Consider the following 20,031-nt stretch of genomic DNA (forward strand, 5'->3'; position numbering starts at 1 on the left):
TCTTTTCCTGACTTCGGTTAGAAGTTCCGCAAGTGTTCGCAGCCGGAGGTCTTGGCTGGATCCCAGCTTTACATGCGCAACCCGCATCGGCAACGGGCGGCTGAGAAGTCTTGCTGGCGGCCGCGTCAACGCTCAGATATCGAGCGCATCGCGCAGTGCAAGTCCCTCGCGCACCCGGATATCGAGATCGGCTTCGATATGATCGATATGGTGGAGCATCAGGGCGCTTGCCCGGTTCACGTCGCGCTTCTCGAGCGCCTCGAGGATGTCGCCATGTTCGTTGTGGCCGCAGCGCGAGACGCCGGTGCTGCCATAGAGGGCGATGACCAGGGACGAGCGGGCAATGAGCTCGTCCATGAACCGCTGCAGGATGATGTTGCCGGAGAGCTGCGCCAGCATCAGGTGAAAATCGCCCGACGCCTTGATCTCCGCCCGACGCGCCGCCGGCCCCCGCTCGTTCATGAACCGGACCTCTTCCTGCAACTGATGGCGGAAGGCCTCAATATCCGCATCCGTCACCCGTTCGACGGCGCCGGCAACGATGCCCGGCTCGATGAGACGCCGCGAGGCGAACACCTGCCGGGCTTCCTCCGGCGTCGGATTGGCGACGAACGCCCCGCGATTGCGCTCCGACTTTACCAGCCCCTCAAAGGCAAGCATCTGCAAAGCGGCGCGCACCACCGTGCGACTGGCCTCGAACAGCGAGCCGACCTCGCTTTCCGACAGCTTCGTGCCCGGCGCCAGACGGCGATCGACGATCGCGTTCCGCAGCGTTTCGCGGATGGCCAGAGCTCGATCGTCGGGAGGGATGTCGAAGGGGGAGAGCATGTCGCTGATGGTCATTGGCACTTCCATGTGACGACCAAGCTTAGCGCGAACTCGCTCCTCTGCAAACCCTCGATAAGGATTGCATACGCAACGCACCGTTGATCGTATCCAATCGCTTCAATTTTGCGCAACCGCTGCACCTGCCTTGTGCATGCAGTGCGCCCCGCGCGCATTGGTCCGCCGACGAGGCCCGTCAGGCATCCGTTCTCGAACTGGCACGGCGGATGCATGGGTAAGCTTGCCTCATCAGGAGACATGCATGACCAAAGCGGCAAAGATCGAGCTCGCATCGGTATCGAAGGTCTACGGCAGCACCACCGCCGTGCACCCGATCAGCCTGCAGATACCGGCCGGCAGCTACTGCTGCCTCCTTGGCCCATCCGGCTGTGGCAAGACGACGACGCTGCGGATGATCGCCGGTCACGAGGGTATCACCAGCGGCGATGTCCTGCTCGGCAACAAGAACGTCACCGATCTTGCGCCGGCAAGCCGCGGCACGGCGATGATGTTCCAGTCCTACGCGCTGTTTCCGCATCTCGACCTCGTCGACAACGTCGCCTTCTCACTGAAGATGAAGGGCGTCGACAAGGAGGTCCGTCGCGCCAAGGCGATGGAGATGCTGACGCTGATGCAGCTGGAGCCGTATGCGACGCGCCGGCCGGCACAGCTGTCGGGCGGCCAGCAGCAGCGCGTGGCGCTTGCCCGGGCGCTGATCACAGATCCGGAAGCGCTGCTTCTCGACGAGCCGCTGTCGGCGCTCGATCCGTTCCTGAAGATCCGCATGCGCGCGGAACTGAAGAAGCTGCAGACCTCCCTCGGCATCACCTTTGTGCACGTCACCCACAGCCAGGAAGAAGCGATGGCGCTTGCCGATCTGGTGGTGGTGATGAACGACGGGCGCATCGAGCAGGCGGCGCCGCCGCGCACCGTCTTCGAACGCCCGGCGACCGCCTTCGTGGCGCGCTTCATGGGCGATCACAACGTTATCTCCGGGCGCGTCGGCGCTATCCACGGCGAGATGCTGACGCTTGCGGTTCCGGCAGGCGGCGAGTTCACAGCACCTTCGGACGGCCGCGAGATCGGCGAACCGGTGGATATCGCCATCCGCACCGACCGGGTGAAGATCGGCACCCCACCACAGCCCGGCCTCGGGTTCATCGGTAGCGTGTCCAACATCGAATACCGCGGTGCCTCCGTGAAGCTCTCCGCCACCGGCGCGGGCATCGACGAGTTCACCGCCATCCTCAGCGACAAGATGTTCTTCGACGAACCGGTCCGGGTCGGCGAAGCCATCCAGCTGTCCTGGAGCCCCGAAGACGTCATCGTCCTCGGCCGCTCCCAATAACCGAAAAGCAATAACAACAACCTCCAGAGGAGATCAGGGCATGACGAATTCCAAGAAGACAGCAGTCGGCCTGACCCGCCGTAACCTGCTGAAGACCGCCTCCGCAGCAGCCGGCCTCGCCGCCGGCTCCGGCGCCATCACCGGCTTCCCGACCATATGGGCGCAGTCGAAGATCACCCTGCGCCAGTTCGGCACCGGCGTCTCGAACATCAATGCGATTGCCGAAAAGTGCAAGGCCGACCTCGGCATCACGCTGGAGATGACGGCGACCGACAGTGACGCCGCCGCCCAGCGCGCCGTCACCCAGCCCAACTCCTACGACATCGCCGATATCGAGTACTGGATCCTGAAGAAGGTCTACCCGACCGGCGTCATTCAGCCGATGGAAGTCAAGAAGCTGAAGTACTACGACAAGGTCGTGCCGCTGTTCAAGAACGGCAAGCTGAAGCCGGACAGCGTCATTGCCCAGGGCACCGCACCGCATACCGTCGGCTACGTCGAAAAGGTCGGCGACAAGAAATTCGCCAAGGGCGAGACCGAATACTTCACCATGATGCCGACGATCTACAATGCCGACACGCTGGGCATTCGCCCGGATCTCGTCGGCCGCGAGATCACCAGCTGGGCCGACATCATGGATCCGAAGTTCAAGGGCAAGGCATCCATCCTCAACATTCCGTCGATCGGTATCATGGATGCCGCGATGATCATGGAAGCCATGGGCAACATCAAGTATGCCGACAAGGGCAACATGACCAAGGCGGAGATCGACAAGACGATCGACTTCCTGATCAAGGCCAAGCAGGACGGCCAGTTCCGCGCCTTCTGGAAGAGCTTCGACGAGAGCGTCAACCTGATGGCTTCGGGCGAAGTGGTCATCCAGTCCATGTGGTCGCCGGCCGTTGCCGCCGTCCGTTCCAAGGGCATTGCCTGCAAGTACCAGCCGCTCAAGGAAGGCTACCGCTCGTGGGGCGGCGGTCTCGGCCTCGCCTCGCACCTCAAGGGCGCGCAGCTGGATGCCGCCTACGAATACATCAACTGGTACACGTCCGGCTGGGTCGGCGGCTATCTCAACCGCCAGGGCTACTACTCGGCCTGCATGGAGACCGCCAAGGGCTTCATGACGCCCGACGAATGGGGTTACTGGATCGAGGGCAAGGCGGCTGCAAACGACGTGCTCTCGCCGGAAGGCAAGGTCATGGAGAAGGCCGGCGCCGTGCGCGATGGCGGCTCGTTCGAGGACCGCATGGGCAAGGTCGCTTGCTGGAACTCCGTGATGGACGAGGACCGCTACATGGTTCGCCGCTGGAACGAGTTCATCGCCGCTTGATGACGTGAAGAAGTCCCCACCCGGCCTGCCGGCCACCCTCCCCCCTTGGCGGGGGGATACCTGCCGAGCCGCTGTGCCTCTACGCGGTTCCGCAGCGGGATCGGGACTCGAACGACGACATTTCGCAGGACGCTGCGGAGTGGGCCTCCCAACGGAGGGTAGGACTTGGCCGCTTGTCGTCTCCCCCCTTGTGGGGGAGATGGCCGGCAGGCCAGAGCGGGAATTTCCCGAAGGAGACGACCAGGAATGACCACCGTACGATTTCTCGGCGTCGGCGAGCCGAAGGTAAAGTCCAGTCGCAGGCTGCCGCTCTGGCTGGTCTCCTACCTGCAGGCGACGCCGCTCGCTGTCATCCTCGGCTGTTTCCTGCTGCTGCCGCTGGTGATGATCTTCGTCGTCAGCTTCTGGGACTATGATTTTGCCCAGATGTATCCCGACCTCCTGACGATGAACTACGTCGAGACGCTGGGGTCCTGGGTTACCTGGAAGACCTATCTGAACACCTTGAAGTTCGCGGCGATGGTCTGGGCGATCACCCTCTTCCTCGGCTTCTGGGTCGCCTACTTCCTCGCCTTTCACATCCGCACCGCTACCATGCAGATGGTGCTGTTCCTCGTCTGCACCGTGCCGTTCCTGACATCCAACATCATCCGCATGATCTCGTGGATCCCGGTGCTCGGCCGCAACGGGCTGATCAATTCGGCGCTTGTCGATGCGGGCCTCATCGCCGAGCCGGTGGAATGGCTGCTCTATTCGGATTTCGCCGTGGTGCTGGCCATGGTGCATCTCTACACGCTGTTCATGGTGACGCCGATCTTCAACACCCTGATGCGCATCGACAAGAGCCTCGTCGAGGCGGCCCGCGATGCCGGCGCGTCCGGCTGGCAGGTGCTGACCAACGTCATCATTCCGCTGGCAAAGCCCGGCATGGCGATCGGCACGATCTTCGTCGTCACCCTGGTGATGGCCGATTTCTCCACTGTGCAGGTGATGTCCGGCGGCCAGAGCGCGTCCGTCGCGCTGATGATGAAGAACCAGATGTCGCTGCTGCAATATCCGGCGGCCGCCGCCAACGCCGTCGTGCTGCTGGTCCTCGTTCTTCTGATGGTCGCAGGCATCCTGCGCATCGTCGATATCCGCAAGGAGCTCTGACACCATGTATTCCGACAAGCGCTCCCGCGAATTCTACATTCTCGCCATCGTCTTCGGCCTCTTCGTGCTGTTCCTCTACGGGCCGCTTTCGGCGATCCTCATCCTCTCGTTCCAGGGACCGAACGGCGGCCTCACCTTCCCGCTCAACGGCGTGTCGCTGCGCTGGTTCGCCAACCTGTTCGAGACCCAGGCAGTGGGCGATTTCGGCGGCGCCTTCCGCCGCTCGGCAGCGCTGGGCGTGATGGTGATGGTGGTGACGGTCGCGGTGTCGCTGCTGGCCGGCCTTGCCTTCCGCCGCCGGTTTGCCGGCGCCACCGCGCTCTTCTACCTGTCCGTCGCCAGCCTCGTGGTGCCGTCGATCATCATCTCGCTCGGCATCGGCGTGCTGTTCTCCCAGCTCGGCCTGCAGCCGGCCTGGTACTCCTCCGCCTTCGGCGCCCACCTCACCTGGACGCTGCCGTTCGGCGTGCTGATCATGTTCGCCGTCTTCAACCGGTTCTCGCCGGCCTACGAGGAAGCCGCCCGCGACCTTGGCGCCACCTCCTGGCAGACCTTCCGCCACGTCGTGCTGCCGATGATCGCTCCGTCGCTGATCGGCGTCGGTCTGTTCGGCTTCACCCTCTCCTACGACGAATTCGCCCGCACGCTGATGACATCGGGCACCTACAACACCCTGCCGCTGGAGATCTACGGCATGACCACCAATGTTACGACGCCGGTGCTCTATGCGCTGGGCACGGTGACCACGCTGTTCTCCTTCCTGGTGATTGCCGGAACACTGGCACTGATCGTCATGATCAACCGCCGACAGGCAAGGCTCTGATGAAGATCCTGCTCGTCAATCCGAACACCACGGCCAGCATGACGGCGACCGCCGCCGATGCCGCCTGGCGGGTCGCCGCCGTCGGCACCGAAATCGTCGCCACCACCTCGACCATGGGGCCGGCCTCGATCGAAGGCTATTACGACGAAGCATTGGCCGTGCCGGGCCTGCTCATGGAGATCGCCAGGGGCGAAAAACAGGGCGCCGATGCAGCGATCATCGCCTGCTTCGACGATACCGGCCTGGATGCCGCCCGCGCGTTGTCCGGCATTCCGGTGGTCGGCATCTGCGAGGCGGCCCTTGCCAGCGTCTCGTTCATCGCCCAGCGCATCACCATCGTCACCACCATGGAGCGCTCGCGCCTGCCGATCGAGCATCTCGTCCAGCGCTACGGCATGGCCGGACGCGTGAAGGTGCGGGCTGCCGACATTCCGGTGCTGTCGCTCGAAGACCCCGCCTCCGATGCCGGCGAACGGCTGCGCGGCGAGATCGCGCTGGCACTGCGCGACGACAGAGCCGAGGCTATCGTTCTCGGCTGTGCCGGCATGGCGGATCTGACCGCGGAACTGCAGCGTGAGTTCGGGGTGCCGGTCGTCGATGGCGTCGCCGCCGCCGTCAAGCAGGCCGAGGCGCTGGTTTCGCTGGGGCTGACCACCGCCAAGCGCGGCGCCTATGCGACGCCTATCTCCAAGAGCTATGCGGGCCTGCTTGCGCCATTCGAACCGACGGCGCTGTCGGCGTGACGCGCCGCGACATCCACACCCTGAACCTCTCGCAGGTCGGCGACCTGATCGGCTGGGCGAAAGCGGAAGGCTGGAACCCGGGCCTCGACGATGCCGCGCCGTTCATCGCGGCGGACCCGAAAGGCTTTCTCGGTTGCTTCGTCGATGGGCGGATGGCAGCCGGCATTTCCGCCGTCCGGTACAATGACCGTTTTGCCTTCATCGGCCTCTACATCTGCCATCCGGATTGTCGCGGACAGGGACATGGTCGGGCGCTCTGGGATCACGCGCTGGCATCCCTCGGGTCGCGCACGATTGGCCTCGACGGCGTGCCGGCCCAGCAGGAAAATTATGCCCGCATGGGGTTCGTGCCCGCCTACCGCACGATCCGCTGGAGCGGTCGCGTTCCGGCGCTGACATCGCTGTCATCGGACCTTGTGAGCGTGACGCCCGACCTCCTGCCGCAGATCGCCGCACTCGATGCGCGAGCCTTTCCGTCGCAGCGTCGCGGTTTCCTCGACGCCTGGCTTTCGCCGCCGCACACGGCACTGGCCATTTGCATGGATGGTGCCGTCAAAGGGTATGGCGCACTGCGACGCTGCCATGACGGGTTCAAGATCGGCCCGCTGTTCGCCGATGACGAAGAGCATGCCGAAACGCTGTTTACGGCGCTGGCCATGCGAGCGGGCGCGGACGAGGTGCACATCGACGTGCCCGAGGACCAGACGGTGTTTTCTGCCCGTCTGCAACGGATTGCCTTTACCGAGGGCTTCGTCACCGCCCGCATGTACAAGGGCACCCCTCCGCGCCACGATCGACACCTCGTCTATGGTGTGACGACGCTCGAACTCGGCTGATCCCGAAGCCCTCAGCGGGCGAGCAGCACCGGCACCGGCGTCGTCTCCAGCAGCGCGTGCGTGACACCGCCGAAAATCCGCTCGCGCAGGCGGGAATGCCCGTAGGCGCCCATGACGATGAGGTCGGCGCCGATCTCCACCGCATGCGCGCGAAGCACATCCTCGACGGGTCGGCCGCCGCTCGGCAACTGATCGATCGTCACCTTCACGCCGTGGCGATCCAGAAACGCCGCCACCTCGGCACCGGGCTCGCCGCCGTTGTGGTGGTAGGAGGCATCCGGATCGACGAGCACCACATGCACGCTCTCGGCATTCGTCAGGATGTCGATCGCCTCGCGCACCGCACGCCCGGCTTCGGCCCTGGAATTCCAGGCAACGAGTACGGTCTTCACAGGCAGGGCCGGCGTATGGTTCTTCGGCAGCAACAGCAGCGGCCGTTGCGCTTCGAACACCGCACCATCGACGATTTCAGTCAGCAACCGCGCGTCCGCACCGGTCTTGTCGCCAACGATCACGAGGTCGCTGTAGAGCGCCCGCTGGAAGACGTTGTCCGCCAGGAAGGCGCGCTCGGTATAATAGCGGCTGAGGTCGAACGGCAGGCCGGAAGCTTCGCACAGGATCTGCACCCTGTCGGCGGCCGTGTTCAGGGCCTGCATGTCGGCGACCCGTTCATCGAGCCACACCACGCCGACCGGATAGTCGCCGATACCGGGCGGCACCGCGAGATCCACGACAAGCACCGAAAGGTGTGCATCGAGCCTGCTGGCGAGATCGATGGCTCGCGCAATATCGGCCTCGGCACCATCGCTTCCGACGACTGCAAGTAAGGTCTTGAACAACATGCCGCTCTCCCTGAACGCTGGAGGCTAAAGCGCCTCCGATGCAGTGGAGATTAGCGTGGCTGGCGACGGCAGACTTGATCCTGATCAAAAGCGGGACGCAGTGCCGTGGCAGTTGCCTCAGTAGACGGGATACATCCCCCAGAAGAAGATGTCGGCCGGCTCCCGCCGCAAGTCCCTGTCCCGATCGGGCCGCTCGTCCGCCTCGTACTCGGCCACACCACCCTTGTCGGCCCGTTCATCGGACGCCGGCCTCCGTTGCGTCAGTCCGAACAGATCGAAACCGAACAGGCTAAAGCCACCAATCATGTCGACCCTCCAGATGAAATGAGCCTGATGCTCCACAATCTATGAGCAAACCGTGCCGCAGGTCACGAGGAGTGTCGAAGAATACTTCGCTAATCCAGCCGTCAATGTTAAAAAACCTTGCTCCTTCCCGCCTGCCTCGGCGTCTGCCCACTGGCGCTGCATCCTGTTCTTGTGAAAAGCTTTGGTCACCGGCAACCAGTTTGGCTCGGCATCGTTACTGCTCCGCTTGAAGTCGCCTCCGACAAACCGCGGCGCAGGGGCTTGGACTTCGGCGTCTTAAGGTCTATCTATGCTGCGCTGCGGCAAACTCCGAGACTGGCGACATTCTTCATTGTCGGCACCTCCCTATTCCCGGCTCCGGTCGGCACTCTCAACGGAGTTCTTTATGACGATCATGCAAACAAAATTCGATCCCGCGAATTCGGTCTCCATCGCTTCGAAGATCACCGAAGCCCGCAAAGCGAGCGGCTACAGCTTCGAGGACCTGGCAATCGCCTGCGGACTGACGATAGCGGAACTGGAAACCATCGAGGACGGTCGCGATCTGGATCCATTGCGCATCCAGCGGGTGGCATCGGCGCTGCGCCTTCCCGCCCTGCCGATCTGACCTGAGTGACACACGGGAGCGGGCTCTGCCCGCTCTGCCGTCGCCTCCAGAACGTCGGCGACATGTCGGTTGCGGCCGACGGCTATCGGCGCCACGCGCCAATGTCTCTATACGAGCGCCAGCTGTTCAAATTCGCGCGACTGCTCAATGCCCCTCGACACCAGAACCTAATCCCGTCAACCTGAGGTGGCGGCAGAGGCTTGACGCCTCTCAATCAGGACGCAAAGACGCCTGCGACCGCAACGATCGCCTTCAGCGGAATGACTGCCATGACTGCCAGAATGGCGATACTGACGCGGCCAATAGTGGCGCTGGTATCGAAAATGCCGAGGATGCCGATCGCAAGAGCGATCGTCCAGATCGGCTCTATCTCATAAGTATTCACGGTCAGCAGGAGCGCGGATACTATGAAATAGGCTGCGCCGCGCATCAGGCGCAGCGCACCGCGCTTTACTCCGGCCAATTCATACAACGCGTGCATGACTTCGTCTTTCTGCATTGCAGTACTCCTGTGGCACGACATGCATATTCCGATCGCGTGTAATATTCAACGGTGAATGGATTGCAAACAATCAGGTTAGACGCGCACAGCTTCGGTCAAATGGCGTATCTTTACTGTCCCGGAACCGCAATATGGCGAGCCTTGCTTCGTCGGCGGGCGCTGTTTGCAGGGTGGCTCGCAGGAACTCCACCATCCAAAGATCGACTGGGCTGGACTGACGTCAGCGCCGGGCCGTCCTGTCATAGCGGCAGCCATTGTTAACGGCACCGATCACGGGCATCCTGCGCTCTCTGGCTCAGGAGAACACCATGCAGAGCCTCATGACCAAAGACATCATTTGGAGAGTGGCGCTTGCGCTCGCAGGCTGCATCGCATTCGAAGAGCTGATCGGCGGAGGCGCGCTCGGCTGGTCCGTCGGCGGGGTCATCCTGGCGGTGACCTGCTATCCGCTCCTGAAAAGGCTGCTGGAATACCGATGACTTCGGTAGGCCCCTGCTGTCTGCGCATGGCGCAGCGTTGGAGACGGACCACACGCCGAAGCGGGTCGCAGGCTACAGCAGCGGCTCCGGACAACTCAGATATGTGATGAAGTTGGTAGCGGGGGGCGGACTTGAACCGCCGACCTTGGGGTTATGAATCCCACGCTCTAACCACCTGAGCTACCCCGCCAAAACCGCGCCGCCGTGAGCATTGAAAGCCCGTGCCGTCCGGCGCGATGGGGGGCTTATAGTGTGTTGCTCCGACCAAAGTCAAGCGCGCTTGTTTCAAATCCCGGCCGGTTTTTCCAGCGTTTGCGGCAGCGCAGCGTCAGGCCGCGGCAGGTGCCGCAAGAAGCGCCTTGAGCGAGGCTTCGGCATCCGCGGCGCGCTCCGAGCGATCGATGAAACCGCCGCCCCAGACGCGCGCATCGGCACCTTCTGCCGAATAGAGAACGCAGGCCTGACCGGGTGCGACGCCCGCCTCGCCGATCGCCAGGTCGACGTAGATGCCGCGCTCGTCCGCAAAGAGCGTCGCCGGCGTCGGCGGACGCGTCGAGCGCACCTTGGCGAAGCACGCGAAGCCCTCACGCGCGTCCACGTCGAGCGGACGATCGCCGATCCAGTTCATGTCGCGCAGGTAGACGCGGCGCGTCTCCAGCGCCTCCTTCGGCCCGACGATCACCCGTCGGCTGCGTGCATCGAGATAGACCACGTAGAGCGGCTCGCCGGTTGCGACACCGAGGCCCTTGCGCTGGCCGATCGTGTAATGGACGATACCTTCGTGGCGGCCGAGGCGCCGCCCGTCGATGTGCACGATATCGCCGGCCAGCGCCGCATTCGGCTTAACCTTGGCAATGATGTCGGCATACTTGCCGGCGGGAACGAAGCAGATGTCCTGGCTGTCGGCCTTCTTGGCGACGACCAGCCCCATGTCTTCGGCAAGCGCCCGCACATCCGCCTTCGACATGCCGCCAAGCGGAAAGCGCAGGTAATCGATCTGCTCCTGCGTCGTGGCGAACAGGAACCAGCTCTGGTCGCGGTCGGCATCAACCGGCCGGAACAGTGCCCGCCGATTGGGATTGCCGGGCGTCGGATTGGCGCTCGAGCGGATGTAGTGGCCGGTCGCCAGGGCGTCGGCACCGAGTTCCTTTGCGGTTGCCAGCAGATCGGCGAACTTGACCGTCTGGTTGCAGGCCACGCAGGGCACCGGCGTTTCGCCCATGGCGTAGGCTTCGGCAAACGGATTGATCACCGTCTCGCGAAACCGCTTTTCATAATCCAGCACGTAATGCGGGATGCCGAGCGTTTCGGAAACGCGGCGTGCATCGTCGATATCCTGACCGGCGCAGCAGGACCCGGCGCGGTGGACGGCGGCGCCATGATCGTAAAGCTGCAGGGTGATGCCGAGCACGTCGTAGCCCTGGCGTTTCAGGAGCCCGGCCACGACAGAGGAATCCACGCCGCCGGACATCGCCACGACGACGCGCGTATCCTCCGGCCTCTTGTCAAAATCCAGTGTGTTCACAGGAACTCTCTCGGTCGTCTCGCCCGTCTGCGCAATCGGTCGCAGGCATCGCGGCTCATCCACGGCGACATCTGGGGCCGTGTCCAGTCTGCTGCGGATATAGAAAGAATGCGGCAAAAACGCAAGGTTTGCGCTTTTCGCGCGTCGTGCGCGTCTCCGGCTTGGATGTGAGAGAACGTCCCTGTTACGACTGCATCATCCGCGCAGCGCCTTCGGAGATGGCGCCCGCCTGGACGTCCTGCCCGTCCGGCGCCTGCGCGCGCACCTTCGGCAGCGATTGCGGATACTCGCGCCGGATATAGTCGATCAGCTTCTCGCGCACCTCGCAGCGCAGATCGAATGTCCTGCCGCCGTCCGATGCCGAGACGAGGATGCGGATTTCCATGACGTTCTCGCGGAAATCGGTGACCGCGACATTGACCACCTGCCGATCCCACAGGTCTGAATTCGCAGCGATCTCCTCGACCTTGCGGCGCACTTCTTCGACCGGGATCGTGTAGTCGAGGTAGATCATCACCGTGCCGATCAGTGCCGCGCCCTCGCGGGTCCAGTTCTGGAATGGCTTTTCGATGAAGTAGCCGAGCGGCAGGATCAGCCGCCGCCAGTCCCACAGCTTGACCACCACATAGGTCGATGTGATTTCCTCGACCTTACCCCATTCGCCCTCGACGATCAGCGCGTCATCGATGCGGATCGGCTGGGTGATCGCCAGCTGGATGCCGGCAAACAGGTTCTTCAGCACCGGCTGCAGCGCAAGGCCGAGCACGATACCGGCAACGCCCGCCGAGGCCATCAGCGATACGCCGTACTGACGCACTGCCGGAAAGCTCATCAACGCTGCAGATAGCGTGAAGGCGACGATCAGCGTTGCGGCCACCCGCTCCAGGATGCGCGATTGCGTCACGTGCTTGCGGGCCAGCAGATTGTCTTCGGCATCCAGCTTGAAGCGCCGCAGATACACCGTCAGCCAGATATGCAGGGCGGTGCGGGCCATCCAGCCGACGAGCGAGATGAAGGCCAGCAGCAGCAGGTGGCGGATCAGGTCCGCCTGCCGGTCGGTGAGCGGCGCGATGGCGACGGCCGGGTTCAGGATCCAGACGACGATGGCGATGCGCAGGGGCCGCCGGTTGCGCGAGATCAGCGACCTCCAGAACAGGTCGCGCTTGGAGACGATGCGGGTCAGCAGGCGGAAGACGATCCGGTGGATGAGCCAGCCGACGAAGACGGCGACCACCAGAACGACCATGCTGATGAACCAGTCGGGCAACCAGCGGACCACGGGATAGAGATACTGTTCAAGGCGCTGTTCCATGGCACCGCAGTTAGAGTGCAATGCAGCAGAGAAAACCCCGGCCGGCTAACAAAGGTGTGAGCGGGCGATTTTTCTGGGCCTGTCGAAACGGAATGCGGGCTGCCGATGTTGGAAGACATCGATCAGGCAGCGTGTAATGGCGCCAGGAGGACACGGCACATGACAGAGCGAACGGCACGGGCGGACGACACTCACGATCTGGCGCGCTTCATCATTGCCCAGGAGAGCATCTACTCGCAGGCGCTGCGCGAGTTGATTGCCGGTCGCAAGCATTCGCACTGGATGTGGTTCATCTTTCCGCAGATCGAGGGGCTGGGTCGGTCCGCTACCGCGCGGCACTATGCGATTTCAGGTCGCGCTGAAGCGCAGGCCTACGCGGCACATCCGCTGCTCGGTCCGCGGCTGCTGGAATGCACGCAGGCGATGCTTACGCATGCGGGCCGCTCCGCGCAGGAGATCCTCGGTTCGCCGGACGACCTGAAATTCCGCTCGTCGATGACGCTGTTTGCGGCGGTCAGCGAAAAGGGCTCGCCTTTCGAGCGAGCCCTTGACCGGTTCTGCGATGGCAGGCCGGACGGCGAAACGCTCGCCCGGCTCTGACCTCAGTTGACGCCCTGGATCGCCGAGAGCTTCCACTCCTGGCCGGGCTTGCGCACGAAGGTCCAGATTTCGGTTGCCTCGGTCGGCGTGTTCGGATCGCCGGACACGACATTGCCGGTGTCGCGGTCACGCATCACGTCGATGCTCTGGTAGCGCATTGCGACCGTTGCAAATTCCTGGCCGTTTTCGCGCCAGGCTTCCGACAGGTCGCCCTGGATCAGCTGCACGTCCTTGACATCGTTGCGCTGGCCGTTGGTGGCATTCTCGCCCAGTTCCTCGGCAAGATAGGACATCGCCTCCGGCGTCGAGAGCGCCCGGATCTTGGCGTAGTCTTCCGCGCCATAGGCGGTCTGCACGTCCGTCAGCAACTTCTCGAACTGGCTGAGGTCGCGGCTGGTGATGCCGATCTCGTCCGTTGCGGCCGACGCGGCGCGCGGCTTGGCAGCCTGAGCCGCACCAGCAGCACCGCCGCCGAGCGAACCCATCTGCGGGATCTTGAAGCCACCCTGATTGCCCTGCGGCGGCTCATAGCTGGAGCGGTTGGAGGCGTTCGGGCCAGCAGCACTCGGCGAAGGCTGCGAGCGGCGGGCGAACATGCGCATGGCCAAGAAGATCAGGCCGCCGATCAGCAGCATCTGGAAGAGCATGCCGAACATGCCGCCGAGACCGCCGAAGCCATTGCCCATCATCATGCCGAACAGGCCGCCGAGGAACAGACCACCGAGGATACCGCCGCCGAAGCCGCCGAACATACCGCGACGCGGCTGAGCTGCAGCCTGCGCACCGGCAGCGCCAGGCGCTGCCTGGTTGGTCGCCTGGTTCGGCGTCATCGAGCGTTGGATAGGCGCGGCCGTCGTAGGCGCGGTATTGGTCGACGGGGGTGCCGAATACGTGCGCGTGCCGCGGCTGCCGAAACCGCCACCACCGGCGCGACGAGCCTCGGCGAAATCAACCGCCGCCAGCGATACCACCATTCCGAGCGCCAGCACCGACAAAACGTGCCTGAAGCGTCGAAGCGTTGAAAACATGTCTCTCTCCTCATAGATCCGCTGTTGCGAGCGTGCACTCTATATAGAGAGCCGTCCGCCAGCCTGTTAGCCGGCGACGCCAATTTTTTGAGATCGTGAGAATTGTTGATCGGTTTTCCACCCCACGATGCAGGAATCGTGAAGAAGCCCGGCTGGAAGAAATCCGGCCGGGCCATTCTGTTTGAGGGTTTCGTCGGCCCGTCTCAGTCGACGTTGAAGGACAGCGGCTTGGCCTGCTTGATGGCCGGGTTAGCAATCAGCTGGTCGAGCACGGCCTGATCCACCGGACCATCGACGTAGAGCAGCGCGATCGCATCGCCGTTTTCCTTCTCGCGACCGAGCTGGAAGTTGGCGATGTTGACGCCGGCATTGCCGAGCGTCGTGCCCATGAAGCCGATCATGCCGGGAACGTCGGTATTGGAGATGTAGACCATGTTGGCGCCGACATCGGCGTCCATGTTGATGCCCTTGATCTGGATGAAGCGCGGCTTGCCGTCGGAGAAGACGGTGCCGGCGACCGAGCGCGACTGCTTGTCGGTGGTGACCGTCAGCTTGATGTAGCCGTCATAGACGCCCGTCTTGTCGCGCTTGACCTCGGAGAGCACGATGCCCTTTTCCTTGATCATGATCGGCGCCGAAACCATGTTGACGTCGGACACCTGGTTGCGGATCAGGCCAGCGAGCAGGGCCGATGTCAGCGCCCGGGTGTTCATGTTGGCGGTGGCGCCATCGAACAGGATCTCGATCTGCTTGATCGGGTCCTCGGTCACCTGACCGACAAACGCACCGAGAACGTCGGCCAGCCGGATGAACGGCTTCAGGATCGGCGCTTCCTCGGCGGTGATCGACGGCATGTTGATGGCGTTCGAGACGGCACCCTTCACCAGGTAATCCGACATCTGCTCAGCCACCTGCAGAGCGACATTCTCCTGGGCTTCGGTGGTCGAGGCACCCAGATGCGGCGTGCAGACGACATTGTCGAGGCCGAACAGCGGGCTTTCGGTTGCCGGCTCCACTTCGAAGACGTCGAAACCAGCGCCGGCGACATGGCCGGACTTGATGGCCTCGGCAAGCGCTGCCTCATCCACCAGACCGCCGCGGGCGCAGTTGATGATGCGCACGCCCTTCTTGGTCTTGGCGAGGTTTTCGCGGCCTAGAATGCCGCGCGTCTTGTCGGTCATCGGCACGTGCAGGGTGATGAAATCGGCGCGGGACAGGAGCTCGTCCAGCTCGACCTTTTCGACGCCCATTTCCCGCGCCCGCTCGACGGACAGGAAGGGGTCATAGGCGATGACATGCATGCCAAGGCCGATCGCCTTCTTGCAGACGATGCCGCCGATATTGCCGGCGCCGATGACACCCAGCGTCTTGCCGGTGATCTCGACGCCCATGAACTTCGACTTTTCCCACTTGCCGGCCTGGGTCGAGGCATCGGCCTGCGGCAACTGGCGGGCAACCGCGAACATCAATGCGATCGCGTGCTCGGCCGTTGTGATCGAGTTGCCGAAGGGCGTGTTCATGACGATGATGCCGCGCTTGGACGCCGCCGGAATATCGACATTGTCGACGCCGATGCCGGCGCGGCCGATGACCTTGAGGTTGGTCGCAGCAGCAATCAGCTTTTCGGTCGCCTTGGTGGCCGAACGGATCGCGAGGCCATCATAATTGCCGATGATTTCGGCGAGCTTGTCCTTGTCCTTGCCGAGCTTCGGCTGGAAATCGACTTCGACGCCACGGTCGCGGAAGATCTGGACGGCGGTTTCCGACAGTTCGTCGGATACGAGAACGCGAGGTGCCACGAGAGGCCTCCTTCAAAAGAGTTCAAGCAAAAAGGGTTCAGTCTGTTCGGGAATGCGCGGCCCCGCCATTGCGGCGAGACCGGAAGCTGCGGCCTCTCAGGCCTTGGCCAATGCCGCCTTTTGGGTCTCATAGGCCCAGGACAGCCAAGGCATCACGGCCTGCATGTCGGCGGTATCGATCGTTGCACCGGCCCAGATGCGCAGGCCCGACGGGGCATCGCGGTAGGCGCCGATATCGAGCGCGACATTCTCCTTTTCGAGGAGAGCCACGACACCCTTGGCGAATGCCGCCTGCTGGTCGGCGTCGAGCGCCACGACTTCGGGATCGACGATCTTCAGGCAGACCGAGGTGTTGGAACGGGTCGCCGGATCGACCGCCAGGTTGGCGATCCAGTCGTTCTTCTCGACGAAGTCGAAGATCACCTGGGCGTTGGCATCGGCGCGGGCACGCAGGCCCTTCAAGCCGCCCAGCGATTTTGCCCAGTTGAGCGCATCGAGATAGTCCTCGACGCACAGCATCGACGGCGTGTTGATCGTCTCGCCGGTGAAGATACCCTCGATCAGCTTGCCGCCGGAGGTCATGCGGAAGATTTTCGGCAGCGGCCAGGCCGGCACATAGGTGGTCAGGCGCTCGACAGCACGCGGCGACAGGATGATCACGCCGTGACCGCCCTCGCCGCCCAGAACCTTCTGCCAGGAGAAGGTGACGACGTCGAGCTTGGAGAAGTCCATGCCCTGCGCGAAGGCTGCCGAAGTGGCATCGCAGATCGTCAGACCCTTGCGGTCGGCCGGAATGAAATCGGCGTTCGGCACGCGCACGCCGGAGGTGGTGCCATTCCAGGTGAAGACGACGTCGCGGTCGAAATCGACCTGGCCGAGATCTGGCAGCAGGCCGTAGTCGGCCTCGAGCTTGCGCACGTCCTTGAGCTTCAGCTGCTTGACGACATCGGTAACCCAGCCGGCACCAAAGCTTTCCCAGGACAGCATGTCGACGCCGCGCTCGCCGAGCAGCGACCAGAGCGCCATTTCGACGGCGCCGGTGTCGGAAGCCGGCACGATGCCGATGCGGTAATCCGCCGGGACTTCCAGAATTTCGCGGGTGAGATCGATGGCCTGCTTCAGCTTCGCCTTGCCGACCTTGGCACGGTGCGAACGACCGAGCGGGGCATCGGAGAGCGCGTCGAGCGACCAACCGGGGCGCTTCGAGCAGGGGCCAGAAGAGAAATGGGTATTGTTCGGACGTACGTCCGGCTGTGCGATGTTCGCCATGTGGCTATCCTTCCAGATAGAAAGCCCTTCGTTGGGGAAGGGTGTCCCACTGGCGTTGGTACGCGAAGCCTCGGGTCGGGTCAAGTCGCTTGCGCGCGCGCAAATGGCGTTTTTGCATGCCTGCCCGCCGACCGTCCATCCGCCTGAAACGCAAAGGGCCGCCCCTTGCGGAGCGGCCCTTCGATCGGATGGTGCCGGTTGACGGCAATGATTACTTGTAGACGATGGGCTGCGGGGGAGCTTCTTCGGGCACATAGGCCTCGGCGCAACCACCAAAGTTGTACCGGGCACCGATGCGTGCTTCGTGGACGTCGAAGCCCTTGTCGAAGCCCGGGCCACCGTTCTCGGCATAGCCGAACATGTCGCCGCCGTTGACGTGGCGGTAGCGGTAGCCGATGTCTGCCTTGACGTTACAGGTCACGTCGATCGTCGCACCTGCCATGAGGGCGTAGGTGAAGCGCCAGCTGCCCTTGCCGCCGTGCTCGAAGGTTCCATCGCAACCGCTGCCGTCATCGGCGCAGGACGTGTTGCGCAGCCGGTCCCACTTCACGTAGGTTCCGCCGATACCGGCGCCGACGTAAGGCGTGATGTAGCCGTAGGTGCCCAGATCGACATAGGCGTTGGCAAGCAGGCTGTAGGCGCGCAGGCTGGAGCGGTCCGTGGAGGTGCAGGGTCCGACGCAGGCGCCGAACGCGGCTCCGCCACCGGAGGTCGATCCCTCAAACTTGCTCTTGAACAGGTAGTCGAAGGTCAGGTCGGTGCGCAGGTAGTTGTTGACCTGGTAGCCGACGCCGCCGCCCAGCGTGAAGGCATCGCGCAGTTCAGACCGGTCGAAGTCGACCCTCTCGCCACTGAAGCCGCCCTGGTTGAAGTTGGCGCCCTTGAGGTCGTTGAAGCCGTAGCCGACATCGCCGCGCAGGTACCAGCCGGTCGACGACTGCACCGTGACTTCCGGAACGTCGGTATACTGCGGCTCCGGCTGCGGCTGGTAAAGATCAGCGGAAAGTGCCGAGGTCGCCGCCAGCAAGGCGACCAGAAGCGCGCCAGTCAGGGTAGTCTTCATGGATCCCACTCCAGGTTCGATTGTCTTGGCGCGCAACGCGACCAGATCGTCCAAATCTGAAGAGGATCATTAACGATAAAGGTTAAGGAGCAATTAAGCATAACGGCCCGTAAAGGTTGAGCTGCAACCATTTCGGAACGCCGGGAAGATGTCGCAAGCAAACCCGCCTTGCGACAAAGAAAAACCCGCATCTCAGAGGATGCGGGTTCGAATGACGAGCGATGGGTCTAGACGGATCAGGCCGCCGTGCGGACATTTCCGATCACGCCCACCAGGTCGCTTACGATGCGCTCGATCTGCGCCCGGTCGTCGCCTTCCGCCATGACGCGGATCAAGGGTTCCGTGCCGGACGGCCGGATCACCAGACGACCGCGGCCGCCGAGTTCCGCTTCGGCACTCTCGATCGCCTGGCGGACGATGATATCCTCCAATGGCTTTCCGCCGCTGAACCGGACGTTGCGCAACAGCTGCGGCACAGGCTCGAAGCGCCGGCACACTTCGCTGACCGGCATGCCGAGGCGTTTCACCCGTGCCAGGATCTGCAGCGCGGCAACGAGGCCGTCGCCGGTGGTGCCGAAGTCCGACAGCACGATATGGCCGGACTGCTCGCCGCCGACGTTGAAATCGTTGTGGCGCATATGCTCGACGACATAGCGGTCGCCGACCTTGGTGCGGGCGAGCGACAGCCCCTTGTCGTTGAGGAAGCGTTCGAGGCCGAGATTGGACATGATCGTCGCAACGATGCCACCGCCACGCAGCTTCTCGTCCTCCGCCCAGCTCTCGCCGATCACCGCCATCAACTGGTCGCCATCGATGATCTCGCCGTTCTCGTCGACGATGATCACCCGGTCGGCGTCGCCATCGAGCGCGATGCCGATATCGGCACGCACTTCGTGAACCTTCTTGCGCAGCGCATCAGGGCTGGTGGAGCCGCAGTCCAGGTTGATGTTCGTACCGTTCGGCTCGTTGCCGATCGTCACCACGTCGGCGCCTAGCTCCCAGAGCGCGGCCGGCGCGACCTTGTAGGCGGCGCCATTCGCGCAATCGATGGCGATCCTCAGGCCGTGCAGGGTCACGTCGCGCGGCAGGGTGCGCTTGACGAATTCGATGTAGCGATAGATGTCGCCGTCGACGCGCTTGGCCCGGCCGATCTCGGCGGGCTTGGCGAGCTGCGAGTAGAGGTCCTTGTCGAGCAGATCCTCGATCTCCTGCTCCAGCTCGTCGGATAGCTTGTAGCCGTCAGGCCCGAACAGCTTGATGCCGTTGTCCGCGAACGGATTGTGCGAGGCCGAGATCATCACGCCGATGTCGGCGCGCAGCGAGCGGGTCAGCATGGCGACGGCCGGCGTCGGAATGGGGCCGAGCAGGAAGACGTCGAGCCCGGCTGCGGTGAAGCCCGCCACCAGCGCGTTTTCCAGCATGTAGCCCGACAGGCGCGTGTCCTTGCCGATCACCACGCGGTGACGATGGCTGCCGCGGCGAAACAGCGTGCCGACCGCAATGCCGACCCGCATTGCCAGGTCCGGCGTCATCGGGAAAACGTTCGACTGACCGCGAATGCCATCGGTGCCAAAATAACGGCGTGTCATGAATGCTCCTTGGTGCCTGCGCGCCTGGGAACGGCGCGTCTTGTTGTAAGCTT

General features: G+C 63.4%; 20 protein-coding genes and 1 tRNA gene. 9 read left to right on the forward strand and 12 right to left on the reverse strand.

Annotated elements, in window-relative coordinates; genetic code table 11:
- Positions 1–132 precede the first annotated feature (132 nt).
- Entirely contained in the window at positions 133–843 is a 711-nt protein-coding gene (locus AAIH46_RS04600; protein ID WP_430304431.1) for a GntR family transcriptional regulator, read from the reverse strand.
- A 244-nt stretch (positions 844–1,087) separates the two neighbouring features.
- Here AAIH46_RS04600 and AAIH46_RS04605 point away from each other — a divergent pair, with 244 nt between their 5' ends.
- From AAIH46_RS04605 to AAIH46_RS04630, 6 genes are all read left to right on the forward strand, one after another.
- The gene (locus AAIH46_RS04605) at positions 1,088–2,173 is read left to right on the forward strand and encodes an ABC transporter ATP-binding protein (protein ID WP_430304433.1); all 1,086 of its coding nucleotides are present in this window, start codon (positions 1,088–1,090) and stop codon (positions 2,171–2,173) included.
- Between the two features lie 40 nt (positions 2,174–2,213).
- Positions 2,214–3,503: an ABC transporter substrate-binding protein gene (locus AAIH46_RS04610; protein WP_430304434.1), complete on the forward strand. Its 1,290-nt coding sequence runs from the start codon at positions 2,214–2,216 to the stop codon at positions 3,501–3,503.
- Between the two features lie 246 nt (positions 3,504–3,749).
- On the forward strand, positions 3,750–4,655 hold the full coding sequence (locus tag AAIH46_RS04615; protein WP_430304435.1) for an ABC transporter permease: 906 nt from the start codon (positions 3,750–3,752) through the stop codon (positions 4,653–4,655).
- Between the two features lie 4 nt (positions 4,656–4,659).
- The gene (locus AAIH46_RS04620) at positions 4,660–5,478 is read left to right on the forward strand and encodes an ABC transporter permease (protein WP_430304436.1); all 819 of its coding nucleotides are present in this window, start codon (positions 4,660–4,662) and stop codon (positions 5,476–5,478) included.
- Entirely contained in the window at positions 5,478–6,221 is a 744-nt protein-coding gene (locus AAIH46_RS04625) for an aspartate/glutamate racemase family protein (protein WP_430304437.1), read from the forward strand. Before AAIH46_RS04620 ends, AAIH46_RS04625 begins: the two co-directional genes overlap by 1 nt.
- Positions 6,218–7,057 carry a GNAT family N-acetyltransferase gene (locus AAIH46_RS04630; RefSeq protein ID WP_430304438.1) on the forward strand — a complete coding sequence of 280 codons (840 nt, stop codon included), beginning with the start codon at positions 6,218–6,220 and terminating at the stop codon, positions 7,055–7,057. Before AAIH46_RS04625 ends, AAIH46_RS04630 begins: the two co-directional genes overlap by 4 nt.
- An 11-nt stretch (positions 7,058–7,068) precedes the next feature.
- Here the strand turns inward: AAIH46_RS04630 and AAIH46_RS04635 are convergent, their stop codons facing one another.
- Positions 7,069–7,899, reverse strand: a complete 831-nt coding sequence (locus AAIH46_RS04635) for a universal stress protein (protein WP_430304439.1) — start codon at positions 7,897–7,899, stop codon at positions 7,069–7,071.
- A 117-nt stretch (positions 7,900–8,016) separates the two neighbouring features.
- Entirely contained in the window at positions 8,017–8,205 is a 189-nt protein-coding gene (locus AAIH46_RS04640) for a hypothetical protein (protein ID WP_430304440.1), read from the reverse strand.
- A 385-nt stretch (positions 8,206–8,590) separates the two neighbouring features.
- On the opposite strand from AAIH46_RS04640, the gene AAIH46_RS04645 reads away from it, so the two are divergent.
- Positions 8,591–8,812, forward strand: a complete 222-nt coding sequence (locus AAIH46_RS04645) for a helix-turn-helix domain-containing protein (RefSeq protein ID WP_430304441.1) — start codon at positions 8,591–8,593, stop codon at positions 8,810–8,812.
- Between the two features lie 214 nt (positions 8,813–9,026).
- On the opposite strand, the gene AAIH46_RS04650 is transcribed toward AAIH46_RS04645, so the two are convergent.
- Entirely contained in the window at positions 9,027–9,311 is a 285-nt protein-coding gene (locus AAIH46_RS04650; protein WP_430304442.1) for a hypothetical protein, read from the reverse strand.
- Between the two features lie 311 nt (positions 9,312–9,622).
- Between AAIH46_RS04650 and AAIH46_RS04655 the strand changes: the two genes are divergently transcribed.
- Positions 9,623–9,793, forward strand: a complete 171-nt coding sequence (locus AAIH46_RS04655) for a hypothetical protein (protein WP_430304444.1) — start codon at positions 9,623–9,625, stop codon at positions 9,791–9,793.
- A 113-nt stretch (positions 9,794–9,906) separates the two neighbouring features.
- Here AAIH46_RS04655 and AAIH46_RS04660 read toward each other — a convergent pair.
- The 3 genes from AAIH46_RS04660 to AAIH46_RS04670 form a co-directional block, all read right to left on the reverse strand.
- Positions 9,907–9,983: transfer RNA gene (locus AAIH46_RS04660), tRNA-Met, on the reverse strand.
- Between the two features lie 138 nt (positions 9,984–10,121).
- The gene (gene mnmA, locus AAIH46_RS04665; RefSeq protein ID WP_430304445.1) at positions 10,122–11,318 is read right to left on the reverse strand and encodes a tRNA 2-thiouridine(34) synthase MnmA; all 1,197 of its coding nucleotides are present in this window, start codon (positions 11,316–11,318) and stop codon (positions 10,122–10,124) included.
- 184 nt (positions 11,319–11,502) lie between these two features.
- Positions 11,503–12,630 carry a mechanosensitive ion channel family protein gene (locus AAIH46_RS04670; protein ID WP_430304446.1) on the reverse strand — a complete coding sequence of 376 codons (1,128 nt, stop codon included), beginning with the start codon at positions 12,628–12,630 and terminating at the stop codon, positions 11,503–11,505.
- A gap of 159 nt (positions 12,631–12,789) precedes the next feature.
- Between AAIH46_RS04670 and AAIH46_RS04675 the strand changes: the two genes are divergently transcribed.
- Entirely contained in the window at positions 12,790–13,230 is a 441-nt protein-coding gene (locus AAIH46_RS04675) for a DUF1810 domain-containing protein (protein WP_430304447.1), read from the forward strand.
- Positions 13,231–13,232: 2 nt separating this feature from the next.
- On the opposite strand, the gene AAIH46_RS04680 is transcribed toward AAIH46_RS04675, so the two are convergent.
- From AAIH46_RS04680 to glmM, 5 genes are all read right to left on the reverse strand, one after another.
- Positions 13,233–14,258 carry a Tim44 domain-containing protein gene (locus AAIH46_RS04680; RefSeq protein ID WP_430304448.1) on the reverse strand — a complete coding sequence of 342 codons (1,026 nt, stop codon included), beginning with the start codon at positions 14,256–14,258 and terminating at the stop codon, positions 13,233–13,235.
- 203 nt (positions 14,259–14,461) lie between these two features.
- Positions 14,462–16,057, reverse strand: coding sequence for a phosphoglycerate dehydrogenase (gene serA, locus AAIH46_RS04685; RefSeq protein ID WP_430304450.1), 1,596 nt, complete (start codon positions 16,055–16,057; stop codon positions 14,462–14,464).
- A 96-nt stretch (positions 16,058–16,153) separates the two neighbouring features.
- Positions 16,154–17,326, reverse strand: coding sequence for a phosphoserine transaminase (locus tag AAIH46_RS04690; protein ID WP_430304451.1), 1,173 nt, complete (start codon positions 17,324–17,326; stop codon positions 16,154–16,156).
- Positions 17,327–17,537: 211 nt separating this feature from the next.
- Positions 17,538–18,389: an outer membrane protein gene (locus AAIH46_RS04695; protein WP_430304452.1), complete on the reverse strand. Its 852-nt coding sequence runs from the start codon at positions 18,387–18,389 to the stop codon at positions 17,538–17,540.
- Positions 18,390–18,625: 236 nt separating this feature from the next.
- On the reverse strand, positions 18,626–19,978 hold the full coding sequence (gene glmM / locus AAIH46_RS04700) for a phosphoglucosamine mutase (RefSeq protein WP_430304453.1): 1,353 nt from the start codon (positions 19,976–19,978) through the stop codon (positions 18,626–18,628).
- Positions 19,979–20,031 lie beyond the last annotated feature (53 nt).

Source organism: Rhizobium sp. 0TCS1.26 (assembly GCF_050455525.1).
In the GTDB taxonomy this organism is placed as follows: Bacteria; Pseudomonadota; Alphaproteobacteria; order Rhizobiales; family Rhizobiaceae; genus Neorhizobium.

Coding starts and splice junctions, on each gene's coding strand:
- AAIH46_RS04600 (WP_430304431.1), bottom strand. CDS start 843: ATGACCATCAGCGACATGCTCTCCCCCTTCGACATCCCTCCCGACGAT.
- AAIH46_RS04605 (WP_430304433.1), top strand. CDS start 1,088: ATGACCAAAGCGGCAAAGATCGAGCTCGCATCGGTATCGAAGGTCTAC.
- AAIH46_RS04610 (WP_430304434.1), top strand. CDS start 2,214: ATGACGAATTCCAAGAAGACAGCAGTCGGCCTGACCCGCCGTAACCTG.
- AAIH46_RS04615 (WP_430304435.1), top strand. CDS start 3,750: ATGACCACCGTACGATTTCTCGGCGTCGGCGAGCCGAAGGTAAAGTCC.
- AAIH46_RS04620 (WP_430304436.1), top strand. CDS start 4,660: ATGTATTCCGACAAGCGCTCCCGCGAATTCTACATTCTCGCCATCGTC.
- AAIH46_RS04625 (WP_430304437.1), top strand. CDS start 5,478: ATGAAGATCCTGCTCGTCAATCCGAACACCACGGCCAGCATGACGGCG.
- AAIH46_RS04635 (WP_430304439.1), bottom strand. CDS start 7,899: ATGTTGTTCAAGACCTTACTTGCAGTCGTCGGAAGCGATGGTGCCGAG.
- AAIH46_RS04640 (WP_430304440.1), bottom strand. CDS start 8,205: ATGATTGGTGGCTTTAGCCTGTTCGGTTTCGATCTGTTCGGACTGACG.
- AAIH46_RS04645 (WP_430304441.1), top strand. CDS start 8,591: ATGACGATCATGCAAACAAAATTCGATCCCGCGAATTCGGTCTCCATC.
- AAIH46_RS04650 (WP_430304442.1), bottom strand. CDS start 9,311: ATGCAGAAAGACGAAGTCATGCACGCGTTGTATGAATTGGCCGGAGTA.
- AAIH46_RS04655 (WP_430304444.1), top strand. CDS start 9,623: ATGCAGAGCCTCATGACCAAAGACATCATTTGGAGAGTGGCGCTTGCG.
- AAIH46_RS04670 (WP_430304446.1), bottom strand. CDS start 12,630: ATGGAACAGCGCCTTGAACAGTATCTCTATCCCGTGGTCCGCTGGTTG.
- AAIH46_RS04675 (WP_430304447.1), top strand. CDS start 12,790: ATGACAGAGCGAACGGCACGGGCGGACGACACTCACGATCTGGCGCGC.
- AAIH46_RS04680 (WP_430304448.1), bottom strand. CDS start 14,258: ATGTTTTCAACGCTTCGACGCTTCAGGCACGTTTTGTCGGTGCTGGCG.
- AAIH46_RS04690 (WP_430304451.1), bottom strand. CDS start 17,326: ATGGCGAACATCGCACAGCCGGACGTACGTCCGAACAATACCCATTTC.
- AAIH46_RS04695 (WP_430304452.1), bottom strand. CDS start 18,389: ATGAAGACTACCCTGACTGGCGCGCTTCTGGTCGCCTTGCTGGCGGCG.
- glmM (WP_430304453.1), bottom strand. CDS start 19,978: ATGACACGCCGTTATTTTGGCACCGATGGCATTCGCGGTCAGTCGAAC.